The organism is Ruegeria sp. CH2, from assembly GCF_056537065.1.
Window position 1 is genome coordinate 121,156 of the sequence record NZ_JBQFQV010000004.1, and the last position, 16,692, is coordinate 137,847.

17 protein-coding genes are annotated in these 16,692 nt (G+C 56.5%); 3 read left to right on the forward strand and 14 right to left on the reverse strand.

Annotation, left to right across the window (positions count from 1 at the left end; translation table 11 throughout):
- Position 1 precedes the first annotated feature (1 nt).
- The 6 genes from ACR0M9_RS08300 to ACR0M9_RS08325 form a co-directional block, all read right to left on the reverse strand.
- Complete coding sequence (locus ACR0M9_RS08300; RefSeq protein WP_480486666.1) at positions 2–730, reverse strand: SDR family oxidoreductase; 729 nt, start codon at positions 728–730, stop codon at positions 2–4.
- The gene (locus ACR0M9_RS08305; RefSeq protein ID WP_480773319.1) at positions 712–2,259 is read right to left on the reverse strand and encodes an ATP-dependent DNA helicase; all 1,548 of its coding nucleotides are present in this window, start codon (positions 2,257–2,259) and stop codon (positions 712–714) included. Before ACR0M9_RS08305 ends, ACR0M9_RS08300 begins: the two co-directional genes overlap by 19 nt.
- Before the next feature lie 60 nt (positions 2,260–2,319).
- Entirely contained in the window at positions 2,320–2,958 is a 639-nt protein-coding gene (locus ACR0M9_RS08310) for an acyl-homoserine-lactone synthase (protein WP_267363827.1), read from the reverse strand.
- Between the two features lie 82 nt (positions 2,959–3,040).
- Positions 3,041–3,760 (reverse strand): helix-turn-helix transcriptional regulator, encoded by a 720-nt coding sequence (locus ACR0M9_RS08315; RefSeq protein WP_209506490.1) that lies wholly within the window; start codon positions 3,758–3,760, stop codon positions 3,041–3,043.
- Positions 3,761–4,127: 367 nt separating this feature from the next.
- Positions 4,128–5,411, reverse strand: a complete 1,284-nt coding sequence (gene ccrA / locus ACR0M9_RS08320; protein ID WP_480475116.1) for a crotonyl-CoA carboxylase/reductase — start codon at positions 5,409–5,411, stop codon at positions 4,128–4,130.
- Between the two features lie 134 nt (positions 5,412–5,545).
- Positions 5,546–6,910: a 1-acyl-sn-glycerol-3-phosphate acyltransferase gene (locus tag ACR0M9_RS08325; RefSeq protein WP_480773320.1), complete on the reverse strand. Its 1,365-nt coding sequence runs from the start codon at positions 6,908–6,910 to the stop codon at positions 5,546–5,548.
- A gap of 51 nt (positions 6,911–6,961) precedes the next feature.
- Between ACR0M9_RS08325 and ACR0M9_RS08330 the strand changes: the two genes are divergently transcribed.
- The 3 genes from ACR0M9_RS08330 (at position 6,962) to deoD (ending at position 10,193) form a co-directional block, all read left to right on the forward strand.
- Positions 6,962–9,022: a methylmalonyl-CoA mutase family protein gene (locus ACR0M9_RS08330; RefSeq protein ID WP_480773321.1), complete on the forward strand. Its 2,061-nt coding sequence runs from the start codon at positions 6,962–6,964 to the stop codon at positions 9,020–9,022.
- Between the two features lie 124 nt (positions 9,023–9,146).
- Entirely contained in the window at positions 9,147–9,464 is a 318-nt protein-coding gene (locus ACR0M9_RS08335) for an H-NS histone family protein (RefSeq protein WP_480483168.1), read from the forward strand.
- 18 nt (positions 9,465–9,482) lie between these two features.
- Complete coding sequence (deoD, locus tag ACR0M9_RS08340; RefSeq protein ID WP_480486656.1) at positions 9,483–10,193, forward strand: purine-nucleoside phosphorylase; 711 nt, start codon at positions 9,483–9,485, stop codon at positions 10,191–10,193.
- A 24-nt stretch (positions 10,194–10,217) separates the two neighbouring features.
- Here the strand turns inward: deoD and ACR0M9_RS08345 are convergent, their stop codons facing one another.
- From ACR0M9_RS08345 to ACR0M9_RS08380, 8 genes are all read right to left on the reverse strand, one after another.
- Complete coding sequence (locus ACR0M9_RS08345; RefSeq protein ID WP_480483164.1) at positions 10,218–11,081, reverse strand: urea carboxylase-associated family protein; 864 nt, start codon at positions 11,079–11,081, stop codon at positions 10,218–10,220.
- Positions 11,082–11,371: 290 nt separating this feature from the next.
- Positions 11,372–11,512 (reverse strand): hypothetical protein, encoded by a 141-nt coding sequence (locus ACR0M9_RS08350; protein ID WP_480483162.1) that lies wholly within the window; start codon positions 11,510–11,512, stop codon positions 11,372–11,374.
- A gap of 122 nt (positions 11,513–11,634) precedes the next feature.
- Positions 11,635–12,414 (reverse strand): succinate dehydrogenase iron-sulfur subunit, encoded by a 780-nt coding sequence (locus tag ACR0M9_RS08355; protein ID WP_152456842.1) that lies wholly within the window; start codon positions 12,412–12,414, stop codon positions 11,635–11,637.
- Positions 12,415–12,445: 31 nt separating this feature from the next.
- Positions 12,446–13,072, reverse strand: coding sequence for a sulfotransferase (locus ACR0M9_RS08360; protein WP_480773322.1), 627 nt, complete (start codon positions 13,070–13,072; stop codon positions 12,446–12,448).
- Between the two features lie 96 nt (positions 13,073–13,168).
- Positions 13,169–14,974, reverse strand: coding sequence for a succinate dehydrogenase flavoprotein subunit (sdhA, locus tag ACR0M9_RS08365; RefSeq protein ID WP_480773323.1), 1,806 nt, complete (start codon positions 14,972–14,974; stop codon positions 13,169–13,171).
- 18 nt (positions 14,975–14,992) lie between these two features.
- Positions 14,993–15,364: a succinate dehydrogenase, hydrophobic membrane anchor protein gene (sdhD, locus tag ACR0M9_RS08370; protein WP_267363812.1), complete on the reverse strand. Its 372-nt coding sequence runs from the start codon at positions 15,362–15,364 to the stop codon at positions 14,993–14,995.
- 13 nt (positions 15,365–15,377) lie between these two features.
- Entirely contained in the window at positions 15,378–15,764 is a 387-nt protein-coding gene (sdhC, locus tag ACR0M9_RS08375) for a succinate dehydrogenase, cytochrome b556 subunit (protein ID WP_267363810.1), read from the reverse strand.
- 215 nt (positions 15,765–15,979) lie between these two features.
- The gene (locus ACR0M9_RS08380) at positions 15,980–16,642 is read right to left on the reverse strand and encodes a DUF1194 domain-containing protein (RefSeq protein ID WP_480585574.1); all 663 of its coding nucleotides are present in this window, start codon (positions 16,640–16,642) and stop codon (positions 15,980–15,982) included.
- Positions 16,643–16,692: the final 50 nt, after the last annotated feature.

Consider the following 16,692-nt stretch of genomic DNA (forward strand, 5'->3'; position numbering starts at 1 on the left):
CTCACCCCCTGCCGATATAGGGCATGGTCGTGGCCATGACCGTCATGAACTGCACATTCGCCTCGGGCGGCAGGGTGGCCATATGCAGAACGGAACGCGCGGCATCTTCAACCGCCATGGTTGGGTCCGGCGTCTGGCCTGCCGCCTGCGCCGCATCCACCAGATCCTGAACCATCTGCGTGCGTGCATTGCCGATATCGATCTGACCACATGCAATTCCAAAGGATCGCCCATCCAGTGAAAGGCTGCGCGTCAGCCCGGTAATGGCATGTTTGGTCGCCGAATAATGTACAGAATTCGGGCGCGGAACATGCGCAGCAATCGAGCCGTTATTGATGATCCGCCCGCCCTGCGGGCTTTGATGACGCATGATCCCAAAGGCCTCGCGCGCGCATAGAAACATACCGTTCAGGTTGACGTTGACGGTTTGATACCAATCGTCCAGCGCGATTTCGTCGACTGTGCCGCCGCGGGCAAAAATACCAGCGTTGTTAAACAGAACATCAAGTCGCCCTGTCCGATCCATGAAGGCGTGGAACGCCTGTTTGACGGCGTCCGGGTCGGTCACATCTGCGGGTAATGCTATGGCCGCCGGGTATTCCTGCGCGAGGGCATTCAGCTTGTCCGCGCTGCGCGCCAGCAACCCGACCGTCCAGCCCTGCACCAGAAAAAGCTCGGCGGTGGCCCGACCTATGCCAGAGCTTGCACCAGTTACGATGATGGAACCCATGTCTCTTCTGTCTCCAGTGTGAGTGAAACTGCGGGGACCGCGCGCAAATCATCAATCTGCAACGGGTGGGTGGGTTTCGACAGCCGGTTACGGACCACCCAGATCAAACGCTCTTGTGCGCGGGTAATCGCAACATAAGCCAAACGCTTCCACAAAGGTTGCCCGGCCTCGGAACGGCCCATACGGGCCGCGGCGTAAATGTCAGGGGCAAACACCTGAACCGTGTCCCACTGTGATCCTTGTGCCTTATGTATAGTCACCGCAGCCCCGTGCAAAAACGTCGCCCCCATGCGGGCAGCAAAAGGAATGAAGGGCTCTTCCTCATCCGGTTTTTCGATCTGGACAATCGATGCAGCACTGACCTGAGGGTCTTCGGCCCCCATCACATGCAAGCGCGAAAACCCCGGTTTGCGACCGGGACCAAGATAAACAACCTGGGCTCCTTTGATCAGGCCGCGCGCCTCAAGATCCAACCGCTTCTTGCGGTGCTTCAACGGCAACTCGATCCCGTCGCAGATCAGCGGCTCGCCTTCCAAAAGCTCCGTATCCGGTGCACCATGAACCTGCCTGAACGCCTGTATCAAACGAATGCGCGTGGCGTTGCGCCAGACCAGAACCGGGCTGCGCGCCATCAGATCAACTTCGACCCGCTGCCCCCAAACGACCCTGTCATCCCGCCGGGCAGTGTCTTCGACCAGACGTTCAAATTCTTCAAATCCCATCGACGGATCGGCAAGAGCGTGCGCCAGATCCAGGATCGGGTTATCTGCATCCTGCCGATGCACACGCTGAAGCGTCAGCTTTCGCGGTTCGGGCAAGGCTTCAAACACCATGCTGCCGGACTGATTGACCGGAGCCAGCTGTGCGGGATCACCGAACAGTAGAAGGGTCGGGAATATCTCTTTCAGGTCCTCGAACTGACGATCATCCAGCATCGACGCCTCATCGACAAACCCGATATCCAGCGGTTCCTCACGGCGTTTCCAACCGGTAATGAAATCTGAACCGCGCAATCCGGCTGCGGCCAGCGCTCCGGGTATCGATTTGTTGTTATGATAAAACGCAGCAGCACGGTCCAAAGCTTCGTCTGTCAGACCTTCGATCTCGGGACGCTCATCATTTCCGGCCAGCCACTCGGCGATACGCTCGTATTCCGGGTCATAAACCGGCGTATAAAGGATGCGGTGAATAGTAGTTGCCGGAACACCGCGAAGGCGCAGAACACTTGCGGCCTTGTTCGTGGGGGCCAGAATGGCAAGGCTGCGCTTGTCTCTGGATTTCCGGCTTTCGTAATCGCCGGACACGACCTGAACGCCGGTCTCCGCCAGCGCTTTGTAAAGTTCGGCCAGTAGCAACGTTTTGCCGGACCCGGCCTTGCCGATGACAGCCATCACGCCAGACTTCCCTGCCCCCGGCAGTTTCAGAAGGGCATCGTCCTCCAGGTCGACACCGGCTGAGCGCAGCATCTCAGCGATGCTGTCATACGCGGCGGCCTGATCATCTGAGAAGGTCACGTTGGGCAAAGACATGGCGCGACCCTACAGGGCCGCGCCAACCATCACCAGATGCGGAATTGCGTTTTCCGGTCCTTAGGCAGACAAGGCAAATCGGTGCAGTTTGGATCGCCCGAAAGCCGCCTTGAACCACATGCGCGAAAGCTCACGCGGGATGCCTGCCCGTTCAGCCACGCGGTTGCAATCATCCGCTGAATAGGGCCACAACCCAACCGAGATCTGGTCACGCCCTTTGCCTTGGGTTCCAAGAACCTCGGGGGACGACCCGATCAGACGATAGATCCGGATCATACGGGCATCAAAAACACCGGCAATATGCGTCAGGCCAAAGCCTTCCATCATCTCGCCCCCGCTTAGCATGATGGCCCCGGCAGTGTGCGGGCTGGCTGTGCGGGACAGGCAGAACCGGGTCACCTCCCAGATCAGCGGGCTGCAAATCGGCTTGCCGCCGTTGAGATGCCCAAACACCTCATTGATCATTACCCGGCCTGTTGTCGGCAATACCCGCATCGACCCGCCATGGCTGCCATCCGGTTCTTCCCAGATGACATAAAGCGGGTTGAGGTCGTCGTACTCATCCCGCTCTTCTCCTTTTTTGTTGACATGGACATCCCACCCCAACCGGGTTTTGAACTGATCTGCGCGATCCTTGAACATCCCCTCAGCCAGAGTCGGAAATCTGTGTAACTCATCGGCATATAGATAACGCAACATGACTTTTCCCCTTGTCGTCCTGTGCAGGAACGAAGGGGGTACAGAGTCGTGGTTAATATTGCGTTTTGAGTACGCTCTGCCCTTAAACCACTATTAATCCCCGGCTGAGTGCCGTTGCGATTGCGTGGGTCGTGTTAAGGGCTCCGAGTTTCGATCGGGCGCTTTCAATGTAAACGCGTAGCGTGTGTTCGGAAATCGACAGGGAATGCGCCACCTGAGCACGGCTGTAACCCAGTGCCAAAAGGGTAATGGCGTCGATTTCACGGGGTGACAGGCCGCGCGTGGCATCCGGTTGCCTGTCCTTTTCAAACTCCAGCGCTTTGCGGTTGATGTAGTGCGCAACAAGAATCAACTCACGCCCGTAGGTCGAGATGAAGGTCTGCCAGGTTTGATCGTCGCAGCTGTGGTTAACGGTAAAAAGAGCGAACTGACCGTTTGGCCCTCGGATCGGGATCGAGTATCCCTGATTGCCGACCCCATGGTCGTGGGCATCCTGAAGGAATGATTTGGCCACCTTGCTGGACCAGTCCAGAGACTTCCAGTCAACTGGGTGAAATCGCTGGAAACACCCCAGAATTACAGGGTCGATACGATGATAGTTTTTTTCCCTGTATCGTTCGTCCCAGGCGTCTGAGTAGGTCGTATAGCCGTATTGGTCCCCCGCGCCGTCAACCCAATGATATGTCAGATGTGCGACCTTCAAAGTGTCTCGCAGACACTCGGCAACGATGCTGAGCTCTTCAAGCGTGCTGGTGTTTTCCAAATCCTGTAGGATTTGCCCCAAATCGGTTTTCGTTCCCATCCGCGGGCGCCCGTGCCTCGTTCTTCAGGGACGCAATCTCGGCCGCGGCAATCAGTCTTGTATCATCAAGCTGTTCTGCAAGCGCGCTCAACCCATTCGCAACGGCGAACGCATTGAGGTCCGATAGTACGTCCAATATCCACTCATTTTGCGCCATCAGGGTCTCTCTGAAACAGTTAACGAAGCGTTAACACAACCATAACATGTATGATCTTTTTCGACCTATTCACCGGTTTCTACTCCCCAAAAATAGCGGGAGTAAGAATCGCAAGCATTTGAAACCATGAAAAAGGTCTGCAAACAGCAAACCACCCGCGAACCGGCAGTGCGATTCGCGGGTGGTTTTTGTCTAACGTCCTTAACTTTATCAGCCTGCGTCCAAAACTTCTTCGAGAGTGCGCAGCCCGGTACGCGGCGCCTGAACAAGCACAGACATGTTGCCCGGCTTGTGTTCATTCCGCAGCATTTTCATATGTGCTTCCGGTAGGTCGTTCCAGGCAAACACCTCGGACATACAGGGATCCAGGCGGCGCTCGACCATCAGCTTGTTCGCCGCCGCCGCCTGTTTCAGATGGGCAAAATGCGAACCCTGCAGGCGTTTCTGGTGCATCCACATGTAACGCACATCGAATGTGCAGTTGAACCCGGACGTCCCCGCACAAATCACAACCATGCCGCCTTTTTTCACCACGAAAGTCGAGACCGGGAAGGTGCTCTCGCCCGGATGCTCGAACACCATGTCGACATTGTTGCCCTTGCCGGTGATGTCCCAGATTGCCTTGCCGAATTTGCGGGCCTCTTTGAACCACTCGGCGTATTCGGGCGTATTGACCGTGGGCAGTTGACCCCAGCAATTAAAGTCGCGGCGGTTCAGAACCCCCTTTGCGCCCAGACCCATGACGAAATCACGCTTGCTTTCGTCCGAGATCACCCCGATCGCGTTTGCCCCGGCTGTGTTGATCAACTGGATTGCATAAGATCCCAGACCGCCCGAGGCACCCCAGACCAGAACGTTCTGACCCGGTTTCAGGTCATGCGGTTCGTGACCAAACAGCATACGATAAGCTGTCGCGAGTGTCAGCGTGTAGCAGGCCGCTTCTTCCCAAGTCAGGTGCTTGGGGCGCGGCATCAACTGCTGAGCCTGCACGCGTGTGAACTGGCTGAATGAGCCGTCAGGTGTTTCATAGCCCCAGATCCGCTGGCTGGTCGAATACATTGGGTCGCCGCCGTTGCATTCTTCGTCGTCGCCATCGTCCTGGTTGCAGTGGATGACAACTTCGTCGCCAACCTTCCACCGCTTGACCTTGTCACCAACGGCCCAGACGATACCCGATGCATCAGAACCCGCGACATGGTACGGTGCCTTATGGCCATCAAAGGGGCTGATCGGCTGGCCCAGTGCAGCCCAGACACCGTTGTAATTAACGCCTGCAGCCATCACCAGAACAAGCACCTCATTGCTGTCCAGCGTGGGTACATCGACCACTTCCTGCTGCATCGCAGTGTTTGGCTCGCCATGGCGTTCCTTTCGGATGGCCCAGGCGTACATTTGTTTCGGGACATATCCCATCGGAGGGATCTCACCCATTTCATAGAGGTCTTTTTCGGGTGCCTCATACGACGCGATACCGGTTTCGGTGTCCAAAGCCATGCTGGCCTCCTTTTTCAATACTTTTGCCGCGACGCAGAATCGCGCGCTTTATCAGATGAAATATTGGCCATCGCGAAATATTGCAACCGTTTTTGATGCAAATTTGTAATTTTATGACCCAGCAGTTGCAGAAATTATTTTGCATCCGCAGAATCAAGGAGGCGCGCTGCCACCGGTACAGATGCTGCATAATACTCCAGCAGATCACCGCGTTGCCCAGATGCAGAAAGAATATGCCCCTGCCGCTTGAGTATCCGTCGTTCAATCAACTGGTCCAATGCGCTTGATATGGCCAATGCATTGTCTTGGGTCTGCTTACCGTCGCGTTCCATCATCGCCTGAATAGAGGACCGCAGTTCCTGTTCCGCCATCGGCCCATTGTCACGTATCAGCAAACAGGCCGCAGGGGCCGGGACCAACGGGATCGCGTTCTGGATACGCTGCATCAATGTACGCGCCAGATCGGTCATCATGTCGTCACTACCCTCGGCCCGGAACTCTTTCAGAGAAATCGGCAGCCCGTACCGGACCGATGCCAGCCCAAACCGCTTGTAGCGCCCGATCACTCGCCGCCAGATCTGTTTGAGAATCCAACGCGTGATGACCCCGATCCGCGCCCGGAAACGACGTTCTGTTCCCAACGCCGCGCGGGTCAGAATGGTGTCTTCAAGCACGCGATCATAATTCAAAGCGACGGGAACGAATACAACATCACGCCCCTGCGACGTCGTCCCATCCATTATGTACTTGAGCAATCCAAGCTTTGGGCGGGCGAGCGCTCCTGTCAGGCTTAAACCACCTTCTGGAAACATGGCTTGCGTCACACCGGCTTCGGTCGCATGGCGCACATAGGTGGACAAAACCTGCCGGTAGAGCTCGCTGCCTGACTTGCGCCGGATAAAGTAAGCACCCATTGCACGGATCAACCGGCTGAGCGGCCAAACCCGAGCCCATTCTCCTACCGCGTAGGATAAAGCAGAATGCGGGGCCGCCAGATATGTAACCAACACATAGTCCATGTTGCTTCTGTGGTTCATCACAAAAACAACGGTTGCATCAGGGTCGATGGTCCTGACCGAGTCTTCGTCTTCGTAGCTAAGCCGCACCTCGTAGAACGTGTTGCTTAGCAGCCGGGCCAAACGGATCGCAAAACTGAAATAGGCGAAGGCGGAAAAGGACGGCACGATTTCGCGGGCATAGCGGCGTGCTTGTTCGGATGCGACGGCTTCGGGTATTCCGGTTTCAAGGGCGTGATGCTGGACCGCTTTACCGACCTGTGGATCATAAATCAGCCGTTGAATCATGTCGTGCCGACGGGCCAGCTTGAACGGTTGGATCGGACGTTGCAGGCGCTGGTTCAAACGCGCCACGGCACGTTCCAACCGACGGCGGAAGAACCATCGGACTGACGGGAACAGGAAATGTGAAGCGAAAGTAACCATGGCAAAGACCACGATCAGCACAAAAAGCCAAAGCGGAAGTTCCACGGTTTGCGTCATAGCCGCACCTTGCCACCAATCGCAGCTGCTCACAATCTGAACAATTGCAGGATGCCGCAACGCAGCGAATTGACTTGTCCCGAAAATTGCGCTTTAGAACCCATAGACGTAATTTTATTGCCCACCGAAACGCGAGGCCCCTTCATGACGCAGATGCAGAAAGATCGCCCCTGGCTCATCCGGACCTATGCCGGTCATTCTACCGCCAAGGCCTCGAACGCGCTATATCGTGGCAACCTCGCCAAAGGGCAAACCGGTCTTTCGGTAGCCTTCGATCTGCCCACCCAGACCGGATATGACAGTGACCACACGTTGGCACGTGGCGAAGTTGGCAAGGTCGGGGTGCCCGTCTGCCATCTGGGCGATATGCGGGTTTTGTTCGATCAGATTCCGCTGGAACAGATGAACACGTCAATGACGATCAACGCGACCGCCCCTTGGTTGCTTGCCCTTTACATCGCCGCAGCCGAGGAACAAGGCGCTGACATTTCCAAGTTGCAGGGCACAGTCCAGAACGACCTGATCAAGGAGTATCTGAGCCGGGGCACTTATGTCTGTCCGCCAAAACCGTCGCTGAAGATGATCGCGGACGTGGCCGAGTATTGCTATTCCAATGCCCCCAAGTGGAACCCGATGAATGTGTGTTCCTATCATTTGCAAGAGGCTGGCGCGACACCGGAACAAGAACTTGCTTATGCGCTGGCAACAGCCATCGCCGTGCTGGACGAATTGCGCCCACGAGTACCTGCCGAGGATTTCCCCGCGCTTTGCGGCCGGATTTCCTTTTTTGTGAATGCTGGTATCCGCTTTGTCACTGAAATGTGCAAAATGCGCGCATTTGTCGATCTTTGGGACGAAATCCTGCAACAGCGATATGGTGTCGAGAACCCAAAGTTCCGCCGCTTCCGCTATGGTGTGCAGGTGAACTCTCTGGGGCTGACCGAGCAACAACCTGAGAACAATGTCTACCGCATCCTGATCGAGATGCTGGCCGTAACCCTGTCGAAGAATGCACGCGCCCGTGCGGTGCAGTTGCCTGCCTGGAACGAGGCGCTTGGCCTGCCACGCCCCTGGGACCAGCAATGGTCCATGCGGATGCAGCAGATTCTGGCCTATGAAACTGACCTGTTGGAATTCGATGACCTGTTCGATGGCAACCCTGCCGTTGATGGCAAGGTCGAAGAATTGAAAGCAGGCGCGCGGGCAGAGCTTGCGAATCTGGATGCGATGGGCGGTGCGGTTGCATCAATCGAGTATATGAAATCCCGCCTTGTGGATTCCAACGCTGAACGTCTGAACCGGATCGAACGCAACGAAACTGTGGTCGTCGGCGTGAACAAATGGACGGAAGGCGAGGCTTCGCCCCTTCAGACCGAAGATGGCGGCATCATGGTCGTTGATCCTGCGGTAGAACAGGAACAGATCGACCGCCTGAACGCGTGGCGGGCTGAGCGCGACGAAGCGGCTGTTACAGCGACCTTGTCCGCGTTGCGCCAGGCGGCTCAGACAGGAGCGAACGTCATGGAGCCGTCCATTGCCGCTGCCAAGGCGGGTGTGACAACCGGGGAGTGGGCCGAAGAGATGCGCAAGGTTTTCGGCACTTATCGTGGCCCGACCGGCGTTTCCGGTTCGGTCTCGAACAAGACCGAAGGGTTGGAGGACCTGCGCGCGGCGGTTGATGCCGTCAGCGACAAACTGGGACGGCGCCTGAAATTCCTAGTTGGAAAACCGGGGTTGGACGGCCATTCCAACGGCGCCGAACAAATCGCGTTCCGTGCCCGCGACTGCGGCATGGATATCAGCTATGAGGGTATCCGGCTGACCCCGGAAGAAATTGTCACCTCAGCCCGCGATGATGACGCACATGTCATCGGGTTGTCGATCCTGTCCGGTAGCCATCTGCCTTTGGTCGAAGATGTAATGGATCGGCTGCAAAAGGCTGGCCTGTCTCACATTCCCGTGGTTGTCGGCGGAATTATTCCGGATGAAGATGCCGCAAAATTGAAAGCCATGGGTGTAGCCAAGGTTTACACCCCCAAAAACTTTGAACTTAATGCGATCATGAGCGATATTGTAACGCTGGTTGACCCCAAAAACCTCGCAGCCGAGTAACTGAGGTTTTAGAACCTTAATTCCCCGTTTCTTCGCTTTGGATATTTGGGATGGAATAAACCATTCGCTAGAATTACGGTGCGCGCTCAAGTGTACCGTAAAATATATCCTTTGGAGATGAATGATGGGGTTCAATCTTGAACAGATGTCGCGCAAAGACCTTTTGGCATTGCGCGACGATGTCGAAAAAGCCTTGGTAGGAGCGGAAAAACGCGAGCGCCGTGAGGCTTTGAAAGCCGCAGAAAAAGCTGCCGCAGAATTCGGGTATTCGCTGTCCGAACTTTCAGGCGATGCACCCCGCGCATCCAAGCAAAAGAAAACAAAAGAAAAATACCGCAATCCTGGCAATCCGGAACAAACCTGGACAGGTCGCGGCCGCAAGCCGAAATGGGTGCACGATGCGTTGCAGGCGGGTACCGATATCTCCGATCTTGAAATCTGATCAGGGCGGATCAAAACAATGACAATTCATATCGGCGCTGAAAAAGGCGAAATTGCAGACACTGTCCTATTACCCGGAGATCCTTATCGGGCGAAATGGGCAGCCGAGACGTTTTTGGACGATGTGAAACAGGTCAATAACGTCCGGGGAATGCTTGGGTTTACCGGAAATTGGAAGGGAAATCCTGTAACGATACAGGGTAGCGGCATGGGAATGCCCTCGCTCTCCATTTACGTAAACGAGTTAATTCGCGATTACGGTGCAAAAACCCTGATCCGAATTGGGTCGTGTGGCGGAATGCAGGACAGTGTCAAAATTCGAGACGTCATTCTGGCAATGACTTCGACGACGCTGAGTACGCCGTCACGCGGTATCATGAAAGAACTGAATTTTGCGCCCTGCGCCGATTGGAGCTTGTTGCAGGCGGCCGCGAAGGTGGCGGCTGCCAAAGGAACCCCTACCCATGTCGGTGGGATTTATTCTTCGGACGTTTTCTATGATGAGCGCCCGGACCTGAACGAACAGATGGTGCGTCACGGGATTCTCGGCGTCGAAATGGAGGCGGCCGAGCTCTATATCCTGGCAGCGCGCCACAAATGTCGTGCTCTGGCAGTTCTCACCGTTTCCGATCACCTTCTGACGGGAGAGGCTCTGCCATCCTCGGAACGTGAAAGCAGCTTTGGAGACATGGTGGAAATCGCGCTACAGGCCGCATTCCCGGGCAACTAGCAGTAAGGTGGGTGCCCGCCGATCCTAACGCCCGTGCGTGCGATCATAGCCATTGCGCGCCGGGCTTTCCCAGCCATCCAGGTCTGTGACCGTCGCGGCAAATGTTTCGACCAACAAGGGATAACACGCGGCGGTGTCCGAGGAATGCTCGGACGAGCAATCCCCACCCGGACAGGCGCTGAGATTGCCAAGCAGATCGATTTCGGCAAAGAATTCCAGATAGTCGCCGGGGCGAACGGGCGATGCTTTCATGAAATACTGACCAGTATCCCGAGTGAAACCAGTACACATGAAGACGTTCAGAACGTCGTGCACCGCGGGTTCGGCCTCATCCATCGGGATATTCAGATGATCCGCCAACGCGCGGGTCAGGTTGGAATGGCAGCAATGATGATACTGCGTGCCGGACAGCAAATTGCCCGTATATGGATCACAACGCGTGCCAATCACGTCATGAACCGACCCCCCATGGGTATCGATCCCGTACCATTCCAGTGTATCCGCTATGATCGTGGCCATCGGCCGCAGATGTGGGAAACTGGACCACATCCGCTCTCCGGTGGTCAGGTGCGTGCCATGCAGAGCCCGCGTTTTTCCGGAATAAAAGCGCTCGGACAAATCATTGCGGTTCCACAGGTTCAAATCGCCAACCTGCGGTCCTTCAACCGATGTGATACGAAAGAAATGCCCGGCAGGTACATCAAAACAGCGCGCCTCACGCGGAGGAACCAGGACTTCGCCGGTTTGGACTGCCCGTTGGCGTACAGATCTGATCCAGGGCAAATCTGGTCGCGGCAAGGCATCGTTCGGATAACAAATGACAGGGGCGACCGAACGACGGGCTTCGGCATCTTCTGGGGGGCGGGCAGTATTCTCAGAACCGGTCATGGCGTGCAGAGTGGCGGATTCTATGGCTCGCGAAAAGCCCTATTCTCAACCATCACTTGCCTTAAGACAGCGCATAGGTTGGTCCGGCGCAGCGACTGCCGCTCCACAAAAGCTACACCGCCAGATGCCATGGCGTCTGTCCTGTCGCCAACGACAATCCCGTGTCAGCGTGGAATGGCGCGACCGCCAGAAAAAATAGGCGAACACTCCGGCGGCCAACAAAAGCAGAAGAACAGGCATTCCTCTGCTTTGCCGATTGACCGAAGTTTTTCAAGGGCTGTCGTATTGGATCAGGCCGCGTTTGCGTATTCGAACAGCTCGGGCTCTTTGTCGGCTTTAACCGGTTCCGGCGTGTAGTAGGCCCATGCCTGCTCCAGCAGTTTCAGCGCTTCTTTAGTGTCGATTTTTTGTTTGGATGTGTTTGCATTCATTGGAGTGATCCTGACTTAAACTCATCACTCCTCCCTGAGCGAAAAATAAGGCAATGCAGCCGGGGCTACATCGCCTTATTTTGCAAGATCGACATGCGTTTGCCGCAATTCGGTGCAGGTGATTATACCGCGCGTTCGACCATCATCTTTTTAATCTCGGCAATCGCCTTGGCCGGGTTCAGACCTTTGGGACAGGTCTTGGCGCAATTCATGATGGTGTGGCAGCGATAAAGCTTGAACGGATCTTCCAACTCGTCCAGGCGCTCACCCGTGGCCTCATCCCGGCTGTCGATGATCCAGCGGTATGCGTGCAACAGAGCAGCGGGGCCAAGATACCGATCGCCATTCCACCAATAGCTCGGGCACGAGGTCGAGCAGCTGGCGCACATCACACACTCATAGAGACCATCCAGCTTTTTCCGGTCTTCGATCGACTGCTTCCACTCCTTTGCAGGGCGGTTGGTCTTGGTTTCCAGCCACGGCATGATCGACGCATGCTGGGCATAAAAATGGGTCAGATCAGGGATCAGATCTTTGACCACAGGCATATGCGGCAGCGGATAGATTTTCACGTCGCCCTTGATCTCATCCATGCCATAGATACAGGCCAGTGTGTTGATCCCGTCGATATTCATCGCGCACGAGCCGCAGATGCCTTCACGGCATGATCGGCGAAATGTCAGGGTCGGGTCGATTTCGTTCTTGATCTTGATCAGCGCGTCCAAAACCATTGGCCCGCACGTGTCCATATCGACAAAGTAGGTATCGACACGGGGGTTCTGACCATCATCCGGGTTCCAGCGATAAATCTGGAACTTGCGCACATTGGTCGCGCCATCCGGCTTGGGCCAGGTCTTGCCGGTTGTAATCCGGGAATTTTTGGGCAGGGTCAGTTGAACCATGTCAATTCTCCATTCAGCACAAGGCCGCCTTTCAGCCTGTCCGGGCGCGCTGGGACGCCCCTCGGTTATAATGCCCCCAATGGGCGATGTTCACGTCAAAATCCGGCGCGAGCCAGTCCGCAACGCGCCGCGGATCACCACAGTCGATATCAAAGCGCAGGAATCGCGAGTTGCCGTCGAAATAGGCTTCGACCTCGGCATGGTGCACATCATACATATGCGCCCAGCCGTGTTTCACTTCATCCGCACTCTGCCCATTGGCTTTGCAACACCGATCCAGATACCCGCCACCGGAATGGTTGGCGCGCGAAGCTATCCAGTCATCCCTGTCCCTCGTGTTCAGCAAGAAATAGGCATTCGGGTAAGCTGCATGCAATTCACGGAAGAAACGCGCCCCGTCCAACATGAAGCGCGAACTGACAAAAGCGATGTCAGTGAAGGCCCGCACCGCTCCAAACCCGTCCAATGGTCGTCGCCCCATGGCTATGTTGGTCAACATGCGGTGCGCAAGGTTTCGGCCCTGGTCATCTTCCCAATGAACCGACGGTATCCCGCTATTCTGAAACAGCCTGTGAAACGAGGTCGTCGCACAGCGGTTCAGCCCGATCAGGATGATCTTGGGATCGCCTGAACCGGATTGCAGGACCTCGACCGTCATGACAAGCACCGGACACGGACCGACCGCTGGCCAATGGCCGTTGCGGTCTTCGTGGGTATTTGGCGCTTGCTCACCATTGCCTGCTGTCCGAGCCTTTTAGAACGTACGTGCCTTGGGCGCGATTTTCTTCAGGCTGATGCCACCTTCGTCTTCGGTCGTCAGCGGATCGACGATCACGGGACGATAGCTAAGCTCGACCTGGTTGCCTTCGACCCGGCTAACCGTATGAACACGCCAATTTTCATCATCACGCGCAGAGAAATCTTCGTGCGCGTGGGCACCACGGGATTCCTTGCGCGCCTCTGCGCCGACGATCGTGGCCAGCGCGTTGGGCATCAGGTTGGTCAATTCCAGCGTTTCCATCAGGTCACTGTTCCAGACCAGCGACCGGTCGGTGACTTTCAGATCGTCCATCTTGGCAGCGATTGCCGTCATCTTCTCGACGCCTTCGGCCATGGTCTTGGCGGTACGGAATACGGCAGCATCCGCTTGCATGGTTTTCTGCATCTCAAGCCGCAACTCGGCGGTCGGGATGGAACCGCTGGCATTGCGCACCGCGTCGAACCGGTCAAAGGCATTGTCGACCGATGCCTGGTTCAGAACTGGGTTCGCAGCTTCCGCATCCACGACTTTGCCTGCCCGGATCGCCGCCGCGCGGCCAAAGACCACAAGGTCAATCAGCGAGTTCGAGCCCAAGCGGTTCGCGCCGTGGACCGAGGCGCAACCGGCCTCGCCCACTGCCATCAGGCCCGGCACCACAGCTGTCGGGTTCTCGGCCGTTGGATTCAGAACTTCACCCCAATAGTTTGTGGGGATACCGCCCATGTTGTAATGCACGGTTGGCAGAACCGGGATCGGTTCCTTGGTGACATCCACGCCGGCAAAGATCTTGGCGCTTTCCGAAATGCCGGGAAGACGTTCTGCCAAAGCCTCGGCTGGCAGGTGACTGAGGTTCAGGTGAATATGATCCCCCTCCGCACCGACACCACGACCTTCGCGGATTTCCAAGGTCATCGAACGCGAGACGTAATCGCGCGGTGCCAGGTCCTTGTACTGGGGCGCATACCGCTCCATGAACCGTTCACCTTCCGAGTTGGTCAGGTAACCACCCTCACCACGCGCACCTTCGGTGATCAGGCATCCCGAACCGTAGATGCCGGTCGGGTGGAACTGGACGAATTCCATATCCTGCAGCGCCAAGCCCGCGCGGGCCACCATACCGCCACCGTCACCGGTGCAGGTATGGGCCGAGGTCGCGCTGAAATAGGCGCGGCCATACCCGCCGGTCGCCAGCACAACCATCTTGGCATTGAAGACATGCATCGTGCCATCGTCCAGCTTCCAGCAGACAACACCCTGACACTGACCGTCATCGGACATGATCAGGTCGATAGCGAAGTACTCGATATAAAACTCAGCATTGTTCTTCAGCGACTGGCCATAGAGCGTATGAAGGATCGCGTGGCCGGTCCTGTCCGCAGCGGCACAGGTGCGCTGTACTGCCGGGCCTTCGCCGAATTCAGTGGTGTGACCACCAAACGGGCGTTGATAGATCTTACCCTCTTCGGTTCGGCTGAACGGAACGCCATAGTGCTCCAGTTCGTAAACAGCCTTGGGCGCTTCCCGCGCGAGGTATTCCATCGCATCAGTGTCGCCCAGCCAATCCGAGCCTTTCACAGTGTCGTACATATGCCACTGCCAATGGTCGGGGCCCATGTTTGACAACGACGCGGCGATTCCGCCCTGAGCCGCCACGGTGTGCGAACGGGTTGGGAAAACCTTGGTCACACAGGCCGTGCGCAGACCCTGTTCCGCCATACCCAGCGTCGCCCGCAAACCGGCCCCACCGGCGCCGACAACGACCACGTCATATTCATGCGTTTCGTATTCGTATGCAGCCATTTCTTTCAGCTCCGGGAATTAGAGGGCAATGCGCGCGATGGCGAAGATACCAGCCGCTGCTGCGCCGTAGGACAGGCAAGTCAACAGAATGATCAGGACCTTTTCAAGCGTGCCGTGAACATAGTCTTCAAGCATCACCTGCGCACCGTCCGCGAAGTGTTTGAAGCCAACCGCCAGCGTCAGTGCTGCTACGATGGCAGGGAAAGGTCGCGAGTAGTAGTCGAGAACGACCTCGAATGGCTGGCCCAGGATCGGACCAAATGTAAATACAAACAACGGCACAAGGATCAGCAAAGCAACCGAGCTGACTTTCATCGCCCAGAAATGGGCAGTGCCGGATTTCGCCGAGCCAAGTCCAGCGGCGCGTTTGCGGTCGGTCAGATAACGCATGTCAGGCCTCCAATCACGCGACGAGGACAAGGGTCAGAAGGGTCAAGACGACCGATCCAATAACAACAGCCCAACCCAGCTTGGTCGCCGTCGGAAGGTCCAGACCAACCGCGTTGTCCCAGATCAGGTGCCGCACACCGGCCAACGTGTGATACCAAAGCCCCCAAACGGATAGCGCCATCACAAGGTCTCCAAGCATCGAGGTTATTACCCCATTCGCTACTGCAAACGCCTCGGGCGAAGTTGCTGCGGCCAGAAACCACCAGACGATCAACAGAGCTGCGAGCAGAAGGGCGTTGCCGGTGATGCGCGTCAGGATGGACGTGATCGACGTCAACTGCGGGCGATAAATCGACAGATGCGGCGAAAGTGGGCGATTGCCCCGATTTACATCGGCCATGGCGGCTCCTTTTCGGTTGGCTACCGAACGTTTTACTGGTTTTTGCGACACTGTCACGTGCTGCGAGTGCAAAAACTATCAAATTGCGCTCAATTACACGGATAATTCAAATATGTGATCACACAAAATAATCTCGTGATCACATATCACATTCCGCGCTGTCAATGTTAGCGTTTTCAAGGCCAAAGAGATGTGATCACGAATCTCTCAAGCCGTCATTTCAGGTCTGCTGTTTGCTGCGTCACTTCGCGCAGCAGTTTTCGGCGAATTCGTTCCGGGTAATCCGCGAACCCGGTGGCGGAAACGACAAAGGCACCTTCGCCCACGATGACATTCTCAAAGAAATACGCCGTCAGATCCGGTTCGCTTTCCTCAATAGCCAGCGCGTTGACAACGATCCCCTCGGCGCGCAGGGCCGCATGTACCCGCGTCGGCTCAATCCCTTCATTGGACACACCGTCCCCTGACAGGTCTATCAGGTGCCGTCGGCAGTCTGAAACCGAATCGAATGAACTCAGGGTCATTTGAAGCGCCTCACCGATTGCCGTCGAAAAATTCCGCCAGATGCGCGGATCGGCGGCAACCTGGTCTGCAAACTGATCCAGCGTGGCAAAGCTATCGATACGGGTCCAGGGAATAGTGATCCGCTGGCGCGATGATCCGGTCCACTGCACCAGCATCAGCCGCGCCTGCCCCCGCACCAGCGCCTCGGACACGATCGGGTCGCGCAAACCTGCGGCCAACCCATCCATCTGGATGCGATATTCGCTGCTATCGACTGAACCAGAAACATCCACGGCTAAAGCCAAGGCCAGATCGCAGGCCTGAGCCGCCGGTGCCAGAGTGACGCTGGCCAATATCGCGCGTAGCAGGTTCATTGTGCAAACCTATCACGCCTTGCAAGCCGTGGCGTCACATATCCGTCAGA